At 58.3% G+C, this 15,159-nt stretch carries 14 protein-coding genes; 11 read left to right on the top strand and 3 right to left on the bottom strand.

Annotation, left to right across the window (positions count from 1 at the left end):
* Positions 1 to 50 precede the first annotated feature (50 nt).
* Complete coding sequence (pcp, locus tag ACJ8J4_RS06080; RefSeq protein ID WP_025303277.1) at positions 51 to 698, top strand: pyroglutamyl-peptidase I; 648 nt, start codon at positions 51 to 53, stop codon at positions 696 to 698.
* A 34-nt stretch (positions 699 to 732) separates the two neighbouring features.
* On the opposite strand, the gene ACJ8J4_RS06075 is transcribed toward pcp, so the two are convergent.
* The 3 genes from ACJ8J4_RS06075 to ydgT all read right to left on the bottom strand — a co-directional run bounded on the left by ACJ8J4_RS06075 (position 733) and on the right by ydgT (position 2,682).
* On the bottom strand, positions 733 to 1,764 hold the full coding sequence (locus ACJ8J4_RS06075) for an NADP-dependent oxidoreductase (protein WP_025303276.1): 1,032 nt from the start codon (positions 1,762 to 1,764) through the stop codon (positions 733 to 735).
* 85 nt (positions 1,765 to 1,849) lie between these two features.
* A complete protein-coding gene (gene uspC / locus ACJ8J4_RS06070; RefSeq protein ID WP_025303275.1) occupies positions 1,850 to 2,269 on the bottom strand; it encodes a universal stress protein UspC in 420 nt (139 codons plus the stop codon).
* Positions 2,270 to 2,466: 197 nt separating this feature from the next.
* Entirely contained in the window at positions 2,467 to 2,682 is a 216-nt protein-coding gene (gene ydgT, locus ACJ8J4_RS06065; RefSeq protein ID WP_025303274.1) for a transcription modulator YdgT, read from the bottom strand.
* A gap of 1,337 nt (positions 2,683 to 4,019) precedes the next feature.
* Here ydgT and flhD point away from each other — a divergent pair.
* The 10 genes from flhD (at position 4,020) to ACJ8J4_RS06015 (ending at position 15,133) form a co-directional block, all read left to right on the top strand.
* Positions 4,020 to 4,370 (top strand): flagellar transcriptional regulator FlhD, encoded by a 351-nt coding sequence (gene flhD, locus ACJ8J4_RS06060; RefSeq protein WP_004934891.1) that lies wholly within the window; start codon positions 4,020 to 4,022, stop codon positions 4,368 to 4,370.
* Positions 4,370 to 4,954 (top strand): flagellar transcriptional regulator FlhC, encoded by a 585-nt coding sequence (gene flhC / locus ACJ8J4_RS06055; RefSeq protein ID WP_016927281.1) that lies wholly within the window; start codon positions 4,370 to 4,372, stop codon positions 4,952 to 4,954. Before flhD ends, flhC begins: the two co-directional genes overlap by 1 nt.
* A gap of 145 nt (positions 4,955 to 5,099) precedes the next feature.
* Positions 5,100 to 5,990 carry a flagellar motor stator protein MotA gene (gene motA / locus ACJ8J4_RS06050; RefSeq protein WP_015378266.1) on the top strand — a complete coding sequence of 297 codons (891 nt, stop codon included), beginning with the start codon at positions 5,100 to 5,102 and terminating at the stop codon, positions 5,988 to 5,990.
* Positions 5,987 to 7,063 carry a flagellar motor protein MotB gene (gene motB, locus ACJ8J4_RS06045; RefSeq protein WP_043138656.1) on the top strand — a complete coding sequence of 359 codons (1,077 nt, stop codon included), beginning with the start codon at positions 5,987 to 5,989 and terminating at the stop codon, positions 7,061 to 7,063. The genes motA and motB overlap by 4 nt, the downstream gene beginning before the upstream one ends.
* Positions 7,060 to 9,081 carry a chemotaxis protein CheA gene (gene cheA / locus ACJ8J4_RS06040; RefSeq protein ID WP_049206033.1) on the top strand — a complete coding sequence of 674 codons (2,022 nt, stop codon included), beginning with the start codon at positions 7,060 to 7,062 and terminating at the stop codon, positions 9,079 to 9,081. Before motB ends, cheA begins: the two co-directional genes overlap by 4 nt.
* A 32-nt stretch (positions 9,082 to 9,113) precedes the next feature.
* Positions 9,114 to 9,614, top strand: a complete 501-nt coding sequence (gene cheW, locus ACJ8J4_RS06035) for a chemotaxis protein CheW (protein ID WP_025303271.1) — start codon at positions 9,114 to 9,116, stop codon at positions 9,612 to 9,614.
* 196 nt (positions 9,615 to 9,810) lie between these two features.
* Positions 9,811 to 11,481, top strand: coding sequence for a methyl-accepting chemotaxis protein (tsr, locus tag ACJ8J4_RS06030; protein WP_043138649.1), 1,671 nt, complete (start codon positions 9,811 to 9,813; stop codon positions 11,479 to 11,481).
* Between the two features lie 76 nt (positions 11,482 to 11,557).
* On the top strand, positions 11,558 to 13,174 hold the full coding sequence (locus tag ACJ8J4_RS06025; RefSeq protein ID WP_038629515.1) for a methyl-accepting chemotaxis protein: 1,617 nt from the start codon (positions 11,558 to 11,560) through the stop codon (positions 13,172 to 13,174).
* Between the two features lie 37 nt (positions 13,175 to 13,211).
* Positions 13,212 to 14,084 (top strand): protein-glutamate O-methyltransferase CheR, encoded by an 873-nt coding sequence (gene cheR, locus ACJ8J4_RS06020; RefSeq protein ID WP_025159837.1) that lies wholly within the window; start codon positions 13,212 to 13,214, stop codon positions 14,082 to 14,084.
* Positions 14,084 to 15,133, top strand: a complete 1,050-nt coding sequence (locus ACJ8J4_RS06015) for a protein-glutamate methylesterase/protein-glutamine glutaminase (protein ID WP_025303269.1) — start codon at positions 14,084 to 14,086, stop codon at positions 15,131 to 15,133. The genes cheR and ACJ8J4_RS06015 overlap by 1 nt, the downstream gene beginning before the upstream one ends.
* The last annotated feature ends 26 nt before the right edge of the window (positions 15,134 to 15,159 follow it).

Below are 15,159 nucleotides of genomic sequence, written 5' to 3'. Positions count from 1 at the left end.
TGTTCTTTAGGCTGAAAGCACACAAATTTAGCCTTCAATCAGGGGAAATGATGAACAAAGTCTTGGTCACCGGCATTGAGCCGTTCGATGGCGATGCGGTGAATCCTTCCTGGCAAATTGCGCAGGCGCTGGCCGGTGAACATATTGCCGGCGCGGAGATCGCGGTGCTCGAGCTGCCCTGCGTATTGGGCGTGGCCAATCAGCAATTGATCGCGGCGATTGAGGCGCTGCAGCCGCTGGCGGTGATTTGTCTGGGCCTGGCCGGCGGCCGGGCCGAGATTTCGCTGGAACGGGTGGCCATCAATCTGATCGATGCCCGCATTCCCGACAATGCCGGTAAACAGCCGATCGACGTACCGGTGGTGGCGGGCGGGCCGGTAGGGTATTTTAGCACGTTGCCGGTGAAGGCCGCAGTGCAGCAGCTGCGCCGACAGGGGATCCCGGCGGCTGTCTCTTATACGGCAGGTACCTATAACTGCAACCATATTTTTTACGGTCTGCGGCACTATCTGGAGACGCAGCACGTGAGTGTCAGGGGGGGATTCGTACATATTCCGTACAGTCATGAACTGGCGGCGTCCCATCCGGGCAAGCCGAGCATGGCGCTGGCGACGATGGTGGAAGCGGTGCGCACGGTCGTACAGGTGACGCTGACGGTAGAGGAAGATGTGCGATTCGGCGACGGCGCCGTACATTAAAAGCAGGGCGTGGTGTACCACGCCCTGCTACGGGTTATTCGTCGGCGACGCGGATCACCAGTTTGCCGAAGTTTTTGCCCTGCAGCAGGCCGATAAACGCCTGCGGCGCCTGCTCCAGCCCATCAACGATGTCCTCGCGGAACTTGATTTTCCCCTGTTCGACCCAACTGCTCATTTGTTGCAAGAATTCGTCAAAGCGTGAGCCGTAGTCGTCGAAGATGATAAAGCCCTGCATACGGATGCGTTTGCGCAGGATCAGCCCTTCCAGCAGGGGCAAGCGGTCCGGCCCCGCAGGTAATCCGGTGGCATTGTAATGGGCGATGATGCCGCACACCGGAATGCGTGCTTTGGTGTTCAACAGCGGCAGCACGGCGTCGAACACCGCCCCACCGACGTTTTCGTAATAGATGTCGATGCCTTTTGGGCAGGCGGCCGCCAGCTGTTCGGCAAAGTCAGGGGCGCGGTGATCGAGACAGGCGTCGAAACCCAACTCTTCCACCACATAGCGGCATTTTTCCGCACCGCCGGCGACGCCGACGACGCGGCAGCCTTTCAGCTTCCCGATTTGGCCGACCACCGAACCGACCGCACCGCTGGCGGCGGCGACCACCAGCGTTTCACCTGCCTGCGGTTGGCCGATGTCGAGCAACCCCATGTAAGCGGTAAATCCCGGCATGCCCAGCACGCCCAGCAGGCGGGAAGGATGCGGCAGGTGCGGGCCTAGGTTGCGCAGGCCGCTGCCGTCAGACAGGGCGTAATCCTGCCAGCCGTCATAACCCAACACCCAATCGCCGACGTTGAAATCGGGATGCTGTGAAGCCGCCACGCGCGATACCGTACCGCCCACCATGACCTGACCGATCTCCACCGGCGGCGCGTAGGAGGGGGCATCGCTCATGCGCCCGCGCATATAAGGATCCAGCGACAGATAAACAGTGCGCAGCACCAGCTGCCCGGCGGCGGGCTGCGGTGCGGGGACGGTATCGAGACGGAAGTTGGCCGCCGTCGGTTCGCCGTGCGGACGCGAAGCCAGCAGGAAGCGGCGGTTCTGTTGAGAAGGGGACATCGAAAGCTCCTTTGCGTTGCGACAAACAAGATTCGTTAAGCCTAGTCCAGGGGCGGCAAGGCAACGTTACCGAATGTGCTTAGCCTTAGAGCGGAACGATCAGCACGTCGATATGGCTGATATTGATAAAGCGGGCGGCGGAACAGGAGACCTTATTCATCATGCCGTCGCGATGGTTGCCGCAGAGCAGCAGGTCGAACGGCTGACGGCGGCTGGCGTATTCCAGGCTATCACCCAGCTCGCCGTGCACGATCAACGTATCGGCGATCGGGTAACCGGCGCGTTGACGCAGTTCCTCCATAAACAGCCGGGTTTCCTCCTCCATCAACGTGCGTAAATCGCCCAGCATTGGCCCGGCGAAATTATTGTACATTTCCGGGTTGGCGAGCGTGCTCAGCAAGGTGATGCTGCCGCTGTAAGGGCGGACGATGGAGACGGCCTTTTCCACCAGACGGTGGCTGTCAGGGGCAACGGCAACGGTGACCAGAACGTTTTGATACCCCATATCCTACTCCTTGTTGTATCCATCGTGTTTCAGGCTGCCGCATCGGTGGCCTTGGTGGAAGTCTTGCGTCGGATAAAGGGTAGAACCTGGCGGGTGGAATAAATGTGTTTCGCATCACGCGCGGCAATAAAAGCTGAATTTGCACCGGTTATATAGCAATAAAAGATAAAACCGTTGCCGCACGTAATTTCACTGAATTAAAGCACCTGCGTCCACAGCGTTTTCGGCACCTTGCCCAGATCGAACAGTTTACCGGCAACCAGCTCAGCGCGACGGTGGTCGGCAGCGCGGTACATATTGCTCATTTCTGTATCATTTTCAATGGAGTAGTTCAGTTTGTCGTACACCTTCTCCAGGCTGTCCAAAGAGGAGCATTTACGGAATGTCAGCAGATATTCGAGCGTATCGGTCATGATTAAAATATAGCCTGTTAATAGTTAAAGCCGGGTGAATAACACATCGGCGGCTCACGGCGACGCCGTCGAGGTAGCGATGTACGACCTGACAAAAATCATTTCAAGTAGATAAATTGCACTGGGTAATGATGTCACGCCGCCCGTAGCGACGCTTTGATAAATCATAATATGCCCGTGCGCCGTCAGCAATCTCATCCTGCTGATAAATGGAGAAATAGGGAAAGTCTCAGGGTGGCTGACGGCAGACGCGTCGTCGTCGCTGCTGTGCACAAGCACGCGCCGCCGTGCCAGGCCTCATTCTGCAGTGATTTTTTCACCCAGCCGCGGCATTGGGGGGTGTTTTTCGCCGCCGCTGACGTTAAAACGCCGTTTTTCTCTATGGAGAAATATGAAGAGTAAAACAAAACTGCGTTTTATTTTATGACCATAAGGGGATGAAATCGTAAGCCATGTAAATAATCATCTGGGGATGAGGGGAAATTATCACGACGACAAAAAAGAAATAAAAAGCATTAAAGTTTTATGGCGTGCTGCCGATATATCGTTTTGGCGGAATTTAACGCAAAAAAAGTATTCTTGCATCGTGCTAATACGGAAACATATCGTTACGTCTGTGAGCTTGTTCACTACGCCCGCGAGTCATTGATAAGCCATAATCACCTGATGTTGAAAATTAAAACAGCCTCAGGCTGGGGGCTTAAGTCAAATCCGATAGCTAATAACCTTATAGTTTACACTGGTTATTTTTCAGCTTGGATATTTTTTAGTAACTCAACTGGTTATTTATACTGAGTTTGTTGCCTATATACAGATTTTTGTTCTGTTATTTTGGTTTGGTGATGCTTTTGTTCGAATTGATCTAAAAAAGATAATTTTTTGGCGGATAAACATTGTTTTTAAGACGTTTTTTTACCTATGGTTGTTTTGTGTACAAAATGGCGGTCAATAAGTGAGCGTATTTGGGGGTGTTTGGCTTAATTATTTTTTATTTTTGTGATCTATGTCACATTGTATTTAAAATTGCCTCTCACTTACATTGTGTGTGCTAATGGTTCGGGGGTAGAGTTGCGCTGCTTTAGGAATAATCTTATTAAATTTGTAAAAATAGTTTCATGGTGACTAAACACTATCGAAGCAGAATGCTGTACATCCATACACGTAGGTTTACGCTCGTAGCAAATACTGAACAGTGGTCGAATTTAGCGATTGTAGAAAATTATAGCAGTCGTTTTTGAGAGATTAATTTGCCAACTTTGGGAAACAACCCAAGTCACGGGCGATAAAATTTATCACCCAGCGTATGTTTTTAAACATAGTCTGTCGGGATGGGGAATATGGGTACGTCTGAATTACTTAAGCATATTTATGACATCAATTTGTCATATTTACTTTTAGCACAGCGTTTGATCAACGATGAAAAAGCGTCCGCGATGTTCCGCCTGGGTATTGATGAAACCATGGCCGATGCGCTGGCGCAGCTGACTTTGCCGCAAATGGTCAAACTGGCCGAGACCAACCAGCTGGTTTGCCACTTCCGCTTTAACGAAAGCCAGACCATCGAACGCCTGACCAAAGAGTCGCGCGTCGACGATCTGCAACAAATCCATACCGGCATTTTGCTATCAAGCCATTTACTGCAAGAGCTATCGAGTAAAGACGCTAGCCCGACGAAGAAAAGAGCCTGATGATGGTTGAGAAAAGTATCGTTCAAGAAGCCAAGGACATTCAGCTCGCTATGGAGCTGATTTCGCTGGGAGCCCGACTGCAGATGCTGGAGAGTGAAACTCAGCTCAGCCGCGGGCGCTTGATTAAACTTTACAAGGAGTTACGCGGCAGCCCGCCGCCAAAAGGAATGTTACCGTTCTCAACCGACTGGTTTATGACCTGGGAACAAAATATTCACTCGTCGATGTTTTACAACGCCTACCTGTTTCTGATGAAAAGCGGGCAGTGCAGCGGAGTGGAGGCGGTGATCAAAGCCTATCGCCTCTATCTCGAGCAGTGTCCGCAGCAGGCCGGTGAGGCGCCGCTGCTGGCGCTGACCCGTGCCTGGACGCTGGTGCGTTTCGTCGATAGCGGCATGTTGCAGCTCTCCGCCTGCAGCTGCTGCGGCGGCGCATTTATCACTCATGCGCATCAGCCGCTGAATGGTTTCATCTGCAGTTTATGCCAACCTCCATCCCGCGCCGTAAAAAGACGTAAACTTTCGCCGCAACTGGCCGATATTATTCCTCAACTGCTGGACGAGCAGGTCAAACGCGCCATTTGAGCCGCCACGTTGCCGGCTCTCGGCAATGAATACCGACGTGTGATACGCAGGGGCGGCATGCCGCCCCCAGACACGCAGCCTGGTCTGTCGCGCCAGGGCGCGTTTGCCCCACCTTCCATCCACATTGTTAATTTAAGGAATGCGTGTGCTAGTTATTTTGGGTTATCTCGTGGTATTGGGTGCGGTGTTTGGCGGCTACCTGATCGTGGGCGGTCATCTCGGTGCGTTATACCAACCGGCGGAGTTTCTGATTATCGGCGGGGCGGGTGTCGGCGCTTTCATCGTCGGCAACAACGGCAAGGCGATCAAGGCCACGCTGCGCGCGCTGCCGCGGCTGATGCGCCGTTCCAAATACAACAAAGATCTGTACATGGATCTGATGGCGCTGTTGTTCCGCCTGCTGGCCAAATCGCGTCAGCAAGGCATGCTGTCGCTCGAGTTCGACATCGATAATCCGCAAGAAAGTGAAATTTTCTCTAATTATCCGCGCATCCTTGCCGATAACACCCTGGTGGAGTTCATTACCGACTATTTACGGCTGATGGTGAGCGGCAATATGAATGCGTTCGAGATCGAAGCGCTGATGGACGAAGAGATCGAAACCTACGAGCAGGAAAGCGAAGTGCCCGCCGGCAGTTTGGCGATGGTGGGTGACTCCTTGCCTGCGTTCGGTATCGTCGCGGCGGTGATGGGGGTGGTACACGCCCTGGCTTCGGCCGATCGGCCGGCTGCGGAACTGGGGGCGCTCATCGCTAACGCCATGGTTGGTACTTTCCTCGGTATTCTGCTGGCCTACGGCTTCATCTCGCCGCTGGCCACGTTGCTGCGCCAGAAGAGCGCCGAAAACGTCAAGATGATGCAGTGCATCAAGGTCACGCTGCTGTCGAGCCTGAACGGATACGCACCGCAGATCGCGGTCGAGTTTGGCCGCAAAACGCTGTATACCACCGAACGTCCTTCTTTCGTTGAGCTGGAAGAACACGTGCGCCGCGTGAAAGCGCCGGCGCAGCAGGCGACGGAAGAAGAAGAAGCATGAAACAGAATCATCCGGTCGTTCTGGTCAGAAAGCGCAAGTCGCATCATGCCGCCCATCACGGCGGCTCCTGGAAGATCGCTTATGCCGACTTTATGACGGCGATGATGGCGTTCTTCCTGGTGATGTGGCTGCTGGCGATCGCCAGCCCGCAGGAGCTGACGCAAATCGCCGAATATTTCCGCACGCCGCTCAAGGTTGCCCTCACCAGCGGCGACAAGAGCAGTTCCGAAAGCAGCCCAATCCCGGGCGGCGGCGACGATCCTACGCAACAGCATGGCCTGGTGAGAAAGCAGGTCGACTCGCCGGACTCGCGCGCCGAAGAGCTGCGCCTAAACAAGCTGCGCGAAAAGCTGGATGAGTTGATTGAGTCCGATCCGCGCCTGAAGGCGCTGCGTCCGCATCTGTTGATCAACATGATGGATGAGGGGCTGCGCATTCAGATTATCGATAGCCAGAACCGGCCGATGTTCAAAACCGGCAGCGCGCAGGTCGAGAGTTATATGCGCGATATTCTGCGGGCGATAGCGCCGATCCTCAACGACCTGCCGAACAAGATCAGCCTGTCCGGCCACACCGATGATATCCCTTACGCCACCGGCGAGCGCGGCTACAGCAACTGGGAACTGTCGGCCGATCGCGCCAACGCCTCCCGACGCGAGCTGATTGCCGGCGGCCTGGCGGAAGGCAAGGTGCTGCGGGTGGTGGGCATGGCGGCCACCATGAGCCTTAAACAGCACGGCGCCGATGATGCGATCAACCGTCGTATCACCGTGCTGGTGCTGAACAAGCAAACGCAAGAGGGCATCGAACACGAAAATGCCGAAAGCAACGCGATGGATATCGCCCAGCCGGATAGCCTGAAGCAGCTGGCGCCGTCGGCGACTGCGCCGGCCAGCCAAACGCCGGAACCCCAGGCGGTAACGCCGACCGATCAAGCGACGCCGCCGGCGATGGACCCTGCCGCCCAATCGCAGACATCCCCGGCGATAGCCCCGGCCGGCCAAACGCCGGAACAATCGGCGGCTGCGCCCGCACCGACTAACCGCGACTCACAGCCAGAGGTGACCCCGTGAGCATGGACATTAGCGATTTTTATCAGACCTTCTTTGATGAGGCGGACGAGTTGCTGGCCGACATGGAGCAACACCTGCTGGAGCTGGATCCGCTGGCCCCCGATATCGAGCCGTTGAACGCCATCTTCCGCGCGGCACACTCGATCAAGGGCGGTGCGGCGACCTTTGGCTTTTCGGTGCTGCAGGAAACTACCCACCTGCTGGAGAACCTGCTGGACGGTGCAAGACGCCAGGAAATGAGCCTGAGCACCGAGATTATCAACCTGTTTCTGGAAACCAAAGACATTATGCAGGAGCAACTGGACGCCTATAAAACCTCGCAACAGCCTGACGCCGAAAGCTTTGAATACATTTGCCAGGCGCTGCGCCAGCTGGCGTTGGAAGCGCAACAGCAGCAGGAGGCGCCCGCGGTTCAACCGGCCGTTCAGCAGCCCGTTGTTCAGCACGCAGCCGCGCCGGCGGCGATCGAAGGCGGCATGCGCATCAGCCTGAACGGGCTAAAAGCCAGTGAAATCCCCTTGATGTTGGAAGAGCTGGGCAACCTCGGCGAGGTTAAAGACCCGCATCAGACGGAACACAGTCTGGACGTGACGTTGCTCACCTCCGCCAGCGAAGACGACATCAGCGCCGTGCTGTGCTTCGTGTTGGAACCGGAACAAATCAGCTTCTCGACGCCGACGCAAAGCGAACCGGCCGCCGTGGAAGCGAGCTTACCGGAAGCGGTCGCCGTGCCGGAACCTGCGCCAGCGCCGGTCGCCAGCGCCGTGCCGCCCGCCACTAAACCGGCCGCCGCAGCGGCGGAAGCGCCAAAAGCGCGCGCCAAGGCGAGCGAATCCACCAGCATTCGCGTGGCGGTGGAAAAAGTGGATCAGCTGATCAACCTGGTGGGCGAACTGGTGATCACCCAGTCGATGCTGGCGCAACGCTCCGGCACGCTGGATCCGGTGAACCACGGCGATCTGCTGAACAGCATGAGCCAGCTGGAGCGTAACGCGCGCGATCTTCAAGAGTCGGTCATGTCGATCCGCATGATGCCGATGGAATATGTCTTCAGCCGCTACCCGCGCCTGGTGCGCGATTTGGCCGGCAAGCTGAACAAGCAGGTGGAACTGACGCTGCAGGGCAGCTCCACCGAACTGGACAAGAGCCTGATCGAACGGATTATCGATCCGTTGACGCACCTGGTGCGCAACAGCCTCGATCACGGTATCGAAGAACCGGCCACCCGCATCGCCGCCGGTAAATCGGCGGTGGGCAATCTGGTGCTGTCGGCCGAACATCAGGGTGGCAACATCTGTATTGAGGTCATCGACGATGGCGCCGGCCTGAACCGCGAAAAAATTCTCGCCAAGGCCGCGTCGCAAGGGCTGGCGGTCAGCGACAGCATGAGCGACGAAGAGGTCGGCATGCTGATCTTTGCTCCGGGCTTCTCTACCGCCGAGCAGGTGACCGACGTTTCCGGCCGTGGCGTCGGCATGGACGTGGTGAAACGGAATATTCAGGAGATGGGCGGCCACGTCGAGATCCGTTCACAGGCCGGTAAAGGCACCACCATCCGCATCCTGCTGCCGTTGACGCTGGCGATCCTTGACGGCATGTCGGTCAAGGTGAACGACGAAGTCTTCATTCTGCCGCTGAACGCGGTGATGGAATCGCTGCAGCCGCAGGCGGAAGATCTTCATCCGTTGGCCGGCGGCGAACGCGTGCTGCAGGTGCGCGGCGAATACCTGCCGCTGGTAGAACTGTATCGGGTATTTGAAGTGGAAGGCGCCAAAACCGACGCTACGCAGGGCATCGTCGTCATCCTGCAAAGTGCCGGCCGCCGCTATGCGCTGCTGGTGGATCAGCTGATCGGCCAGCATCAGGTGGTGGTGAAGAATCTGGAAAGCAACTACCGCAAAGTGCCGGGCATCTCCGCCGCGACCATTTTGGGCGACGGCAGCGTGGCCTTGATCGTCGATGTCTCGGCGTTGCAAACCTTGAACCGTGAAAAGCGTCTGACGGACGCCGCCGCATAATAATGAGTTTATTGATTTAAAAGGTGAATGATATGGCAGGATTGGCAGCCGTCAGCAAATTGGCTGGCGAAACGGTAGGGCAAGAGTTTCTGATTTTCACCCTGGGCAACGAGGAGTACGGCATCGATATCCTCAAGGTGCAGGAAATTCGCGGCTACGATCAGGTGACCCGCATCGCCAACACCCCGGCGTTCATCAAGGGGGTCACTAACCTGCGCGGCGTGATCGTCCCGATCATCGATCTGCGGGTGAAATTCTCCCAGCAAAGCGTGTCTTACGATGAGAACACCGTGGTGATCGTACTGAACTTTGGCCAGCGCGTGGTGGGTATCGTGGTCGACGGCGTTTCCGACGTGCTGTCATTGACCGCCGAGCAGATTCGCCCGGCGCCGGAGTTCGCGGTGACGCTGGCGACTGAATACCTGACCGGCCTCGGTTCGCTGGGCGAGCGCATGTTGATCCTGGTGGATATCGAAAAGCTGCTGAGCAGCGAAGAGATGTCGCTGGTCGACAGCGTGGCGAAAAGCGTCTGATTCATGACCTCAGGGGGGCAGGGCGCTGCCCCCTTCATCCATCACTCTTCCTGACCTGTCGCGATGCCGCAGACCGTGCCCGGAACCCCCACTAAAAATAGTTACTTTCCCGCATAAAGTTTTGCCGCACGGCGCCGATAACTCTCACATTCAACGTCATCAGAGCCTGTCTGCGCGGGCTTCAACAAGGGAAATCATGTTAAATCGTATGAAGGTGGTCACCAGCCTGTTGCTGGTGTTGGTGCTGTTTGGCGCCTTGCAGTTGATTTCGGGCGGACTCTTTTTCTCCTCGCTGAAAAGCGATAAGGAAAACTTTACCGTCCTGCAAACTATCCGCCAGCAGCAGCTGCAGCTGAGTGAAAGCCGCGTTGACCTGCTGCAGGCGCGCAACTCCCTGAACCGTGCCGGTATTCGCTACATGATGGATACCAACAAGATCGGCAGCGGCGCCACCATTGATGAACTGCTGGCCAAGGCGAAAGAAGAGCTGGGCGAAGCGGAAAGACACTACGCCGCGTACGAGAAAATCCCTCAGGATCCGCGCCAGGATCCTCAGGCGGCGGAGCGCCTCAAGCATCAGTACGATGTGCTGTACGGCGCGCTCTCCGAGCTGATCCAACTGTTGGGCGAAGGCAAAATCAACGCGTTCTTCGATCAGCCTACGCAGAGCTACCAGGACAACTTTGAGCAGAGCTACAACGTTTACCTGGAGCAAAACGGCAAGCTGTACCAGATCGCAGTCGACGGCAGCAACAGCTCCTATAACTCGGCCATCTGGACGCTGATCGTGATCCTGGTGGTGGTGCTGGCGGTGATCGTGCTGGTCTGGACCGGTATCCATCACATCCTGGTGCGCCCGCTGAACCGCATGATCGATCACATCAAACAGATCGCCGCCGGCGACCTGACTCAGCAGATCGTCGTCAACAGCCGCAACGAAATGGGCGTGCTGGCGGCCAGCCTGAAACACATGCAAGGCGAACTGATTGAAACCGTCAGCGGCGTACGTCAGGGCGCGGATGCCATCTACAGCGGCGCGTCAGAAATCGCTGCGGGCAACAACGATCTCTCCTCCCGCACCGAGCAGCAGGCAGCGTCGCTGGAAGAGACCGCCGCCAGCATGGAACAGCTGACCGCGACGGTGAAACAGAACGCCGAAAACGCCCGTCAGGCTTCACAGCTGGCGTTGAGCGCCTCCGAAACCGCACAGAAAGGCGGCAAGGTTGTGGCCAACGTGGTGCAGACCATGCATGACATCGCCGGCAGCTCGCAGAAAATTGCCGATATCACCGGCGTGATCGACGGTATCGCCTTCCAGACCAACATCCTGGCGTTGAACGCCGCGGTGGAAGCGGCGCGTGCCGGCGAGCAGGGCCGCGGCTTCGCGGTGGTGGCCGGCGAAGTGCGTAACCTGGCGCAGCGCAGCGCGCAGGCGGCGAAAGAGATCAAAGGCCTGATCGAAGATTCGGTCAGCCGCGTCGATATGGGCTCTGTGCTGGTCGAAAGCGCCGGTGAAACCATGGGCGACATCGTCAATGCCGTCACCCGCGTGACCGACATCATGGGCGAAATCGCCTCGGCGTCGGACGAGCAGAGCCGCGGTATCGATCAGGTTGGCCAGGCGGTAGCGGAAATGGACCGCGTCACCCAGCAGAACGCCTCGTTGGTGGAAGAATCCGCCTCGGCGGCGGCGGCGCTGGAAGAACAGGCCAGCATGCTGACCCAGTCGGTGGCGGTATTCCGCCTGAGGCAGGAAGGCCAGGAAGAGTTTAAAGCGCCTGTCACCAGCAAGGCGACGGTAACACCGGTAATCAATCATAAGAAAATGAACGCCAGCGATCTGCAGGATAACTGGGAAACGTTCTGACCGGTATCGGGCCTCTCTCGCAGGGGCCCTTTTCCCTACGTAGGCCGGTCGCCGGCCGGCTGCAAGGAGGTTCACAGTGTTTAACCGAATCCGTATCTCTACCAGCTTATTCCTGTTGTTGATGACCTTCTGCGTTCTGCAGTTGGCCAGCAGCGGCCTGTCGTATTCCGCGTTTCGCTCCGATAACCACAACCTCGACATCATCACCCTCGGCAGCCAGCAGCGCGATTCGCTCAGCCTGAGTTGGGTGTCGCTGTTGCAGGCGCGCAATACGCTGAACCGCGCCGGCACCCGCGCGGCGCTGAAGCTGCCGCAGGAGCAGGTGAACGAACTGATGAGCAGCGCCCGCAGTTCGCTGCAGAAGGCCGATCTCTATTTCAATCAGTTCATGGCGGTTGAACGCAGCAGTGAACAGCAAAGCCAGCAGACGGCCACCACCAAGGCCAGCTACGAGCGGCTGCGCGGCGCGCTGCGTGAACTGATCGGTTTCCTGGAAAAGGGCGAGCTGCAGGCGTTTATGGATCAGCCGACGCAGAAAACCCAGGACCTGTTCGAGGCCGACTTCGTGCAGTACCTGCAGTTGGTCAACGGCGACATCAGCGAAGCCAGGGACGCCAACCAGTTCTCCTTCACGCTGGCGGGCCTGATGCTGGCGGGGGCGGTCTTGATGCTGATCGTGGTGACCGGCAGCGCCATGTGGTGGTTGCGCACCATGTTGGTACAGCCGTTGAACCAAATCCGCAGCCACTTTGAACGCATCGCCGCCGGCGATTTGGCGACGCCGATTCAGGTGTACGGCCGCAATGAAATCAGCATGCTGTTCGCCAGCCTGCAACGCACGCAGCAGTCGCTGATCGGCACCGTCGGCGCGGTGCGCGACGGGGCGGAGTCGATTCTGATCGGCCTGCAGGAAATCTCCGAAGGCAATAACGATCTGTCTTCCCGCACCGAGCAGCAGGCCGCTTCGCTGGAAGAGACCGCCGCCAGCATGGAACAGCTGACCGCGACGGTGAAACAGAACGCCGACAATGCGCGGCAGGCCTCTCAGCTGGCGCGTGACGCCTCGGCCACCGCGGCCAAGGGCGGCGAGCTGGCCGGCGATGTGGTCACCACCATGCACGATATCGCCAACAGTTCGCAGAAAATCGGCGCCATCACCAGCGTGATTGACGGCATCGCCTTCCAGACCAACATTCTGGCGCTCAATGCGGCGGTGGAAGCGGCGCGCGCCGGTGAACAAGGGCGCGGTTTCGCCGTGGTCGCCGGCGAAGTGCGCAACCTGGCGAGCCGCAGCGCGCAGGCGGCGAAAGAGATCAAGGGGCTGATCGACGAATCGGTCAGCCGCGTCAAACACGGCTCGGTGCTGGTGGAAAACTCCGGCGCCACCATGCAGGACATTGTGCGTTCGGTGACCCGCGTGACCGACATCATGGGCGAGATCGCGTCGGCGTCGGATGAACAGAGCCGCGGCATCGAGCAGGTGACGCAGGCGGTGACCCAGATGGATCAGGTCACCCAGCAGAACGCCGCGTTGGTGGAAGAGTCCGCTTCTGCCGCCACCGCGCTGGAAGAGCAGGCCATTACCCTGGCCGACGCGGTCGCGGTATTCCGTCTGGCGGACGATAACTTCGTCGCGCCAGGTAACAGCAGCAACGCAGTTTCACCCGTGGTAAAGGAAGCCCAAGATTGTTAAACCGCATAAGCAGCACGTTTTTCTCCGGTGAAGCGGCATGAAACAGGCGCCGTCAACTTCTAACCGGGATACAGCGTCGATGTTGACGCAAATGGTGCAGCGTCTGCCGCTGTCGGACGTGCATTTTCGCCGTATCAGCCAGTTGATTTATCAACGCGCCGGCATTGTGCTGGCGGAGCATAAGCGCGAGATGGTTTACAACCGCCTGGTGCGCCGGCTGCGGCTGTTGGGATTGCACGATTTCGGCGACTACTTGGCGCTGCTGGAAAGCGATCCGAACAGCGCGGAGTGGCAGGCGTTCATCAACGCGTTGACCACCAACCTGACGGCCTTTTTCCGCGAGGCGCATCACTTCCCGATCCTGGCGGAGCATGCGCGCTCGCGGCCGAACGGCTACAGCGTCTGGAGCACCGCGGCCTCGACCGGTGAAGAGCCGTATTCGATCGCCATCACGCTGAGCGATGCATTGGGCCAGCGGGCCGGCAGTTGCCAGGTCTGGGCCAGCGACATCGACACGCAGGTGCTGGAAAAAGCGGAAGCGGGCGTTTACCGCCAGGAAGATCTGCGCACCCTGACGCCGACCCAAATGCAGCGCTATTTCCTGCGTGGCACCGGGCCGCATCAGGGGCTGGTGCGCGTGCGGCCGGAGCTGGCGGCGCGGGTGAACTTCCAGCCGCTGAACCTGCTGGCGCCGGAGTGGGCGCTGCCGGGGCAATTCGACGCCATTTTTTGCCGCAACGTCATGATCTATTTCGATAAGGCGACGCAGGAGCGCATCCTGCGCCGCTTCGTTCCCTTGCTTAAGCCGGGGGGGCTGATGTTCGCTGGCCACTCCGAGAACTTCAGCCAGATCAGCCGGGATTTCTACTTGCGTGGGCAGACCGTGTATGGGCTGACCAAGGAGAGGTAATGAGTAAAATCAGAGTGTTATGCGTAGACGATTCTGCACTGATGCGTCAGCTGATGACGGAAATCGTGAACGGCCATCCCGACATGGAAATGGTGGCGACTGCGCCGGATCCGCTGGTGGCGCGCGATCTGATCAAAAAATTTAATCCTCAGGTGCTGACGCTGGACGTCGAGATGCCGCGCATGGACGGGCTGGATTTCCTCGAGAAGCTGATGCGCCTGCGGCCGATGCCGGTGGTGATGGTCTCTTCGCTGACCGGCAAAGGCTCGGAAATCACGCTGCGTGCGCTGGAGCTGGGCGCGGTGGATTTCGTCACCAAACCGCAGCTCGGTATCCGTGAGGGCATGTTGGCCTACAGCGAACTGATTGCCGAGAAGATCCGCACCGCCGCCAGAGCGCGCCTGCCGCAGCGTTCCAACAGCCCGGCGCCGGCGATCCTCAGCCACGCGCCGCTGCTGAGCAGTGAAAAATTGATCGCCATCGGCGCTTCCACCGGCGGTACCGAAGCGATCCGCCAGGTACTGCAGCCGCTGCCGGCCACCAGCCCGGCGCTGCTGATCACCCAGCACATGCCGCCCGGTTTCACCCGTTCGTTCGCCGAACGGCTGAACAAACTGTGCCAGATCACGGTGAAAGAAGCGGAGGACGGCGAGCGCGTGCTGCCGGGCCATGCCTACATCGCACCGGGGGACCGCCACCTGGAGCTGGCGCGCAGCGGCGCCAACTATCAGGTGAAGCTGCATGACGGTCCGGCGGTCAACCGCCATCGTCCGTCTGTCGACGTGCTGTTCCGTTCGGTGGCGCAATATGCCGGCCGCAATGCGGTGGGGGTGATCCTCACCGGCATGGGGAACGACGGTGCGGCGGGGATGCTGGAGATGCACCGCGCCGGGGCCTATACCCTGGCGCAGAACGAGGCGAGCTGCGTGGTGTTCGGCATGCCGCGCGAGGCGATCGCCAGCGGCGGCGTCAGCGAAGTGGTTGAGTTGGACAGGATGAGCCAGCGCATGTTGGCGCAGATTTCCGGCGGCCAGGCATTGCGCATTTAATTTTAGTCCGCAGGGTTTACCCGGCG

The sequence above is a fragment of the Serratia sp. CY47280 genome (assembly GCF_052168655.1).
Lineage (GTDB): Bacteria > Pseudomonadota > Gammaproteobacteria > Enterobacterales > Enterobacteriaceae > Serratia > Serratia bockelmannii.
This window is presented reverse-complemented; position numbering and strand designations above follow the sequence as displayed.

Bases quoted from the DNA above. Each gene is read 5' to 3' on its own strand.
- cheR (WP_025159837.1), top strand. From the start codon at position 13,212: ATGAAACAGGCGCCGTCAACTTCTAACCGGGATACAGCGTCGATGTTG.
- cheW (WP_025303271.1), top strand. From the start codon at position 9,114: ATGGCAGGATTGGCAGCCGTCAGCAAATTGGCTGGCGAAACGGTAGGG.
- pcp (WP_025303277.1), top strand. From the start codon at position 51: ATGAACAAAGTCTTGGTCACCGGCATTGAGCCGTTCGATGGCGATGCG.
- ACJ8J4_RS06075 (WP_025303276.1), bottom strand. From the start codon at position 1,764: ATGTCCCCTTCTCAACAGAACCGCCGCTTCCTGCTGGCTTCGCGTCCG.
- tsr (WP_043138649.1), top strand. From the start codon at position 9,811: ATGTTAAATCGTATGAAGGTGGTCACCAGCCTGTTGCTGGTGTTGGTG.
- motB (WP_043138656.1), top strand. From the start codon at position 5,987: ATGAAACAGAATCATCCGGTCGTTCTGGTCAGAAAGCGCAAGTCGCAT.
- flhD (WP_004934891.1), top strand. From the start codon at position 4,020: ATGGGTACGTCTGAATTACTTAAGCATATTTATGACATCAATTTGTCA.
- ydgT (WP_025303274.1), bottom strand. From the start codon at position 2,682: ATGACCGATACGCTCGAATATCTGCTGACATTCCGTAAATGCTCCTCT.
- ACJ8J4_RS06015 (WP_025303269.1), top strand. From the start codon at position 14,084: ATGAGTAAAATCAGAGTGTTATGCGTAGACGATTCTGCACTGATGCGT.
- flhC (WP_016927281.1), top strand. From the start codon at position 4,370: ATGATGGTTGAGAAAAGTATCGTTCAAGAAGCCAAGGACATTCAGCTC.
- uspC (WP_025303275.1), bottom strand. From the start codon at position 2,269: ATGGGGTATCAAAACGTTCTGGTCACCGTTGCCGTTGCCCCTGACAGC.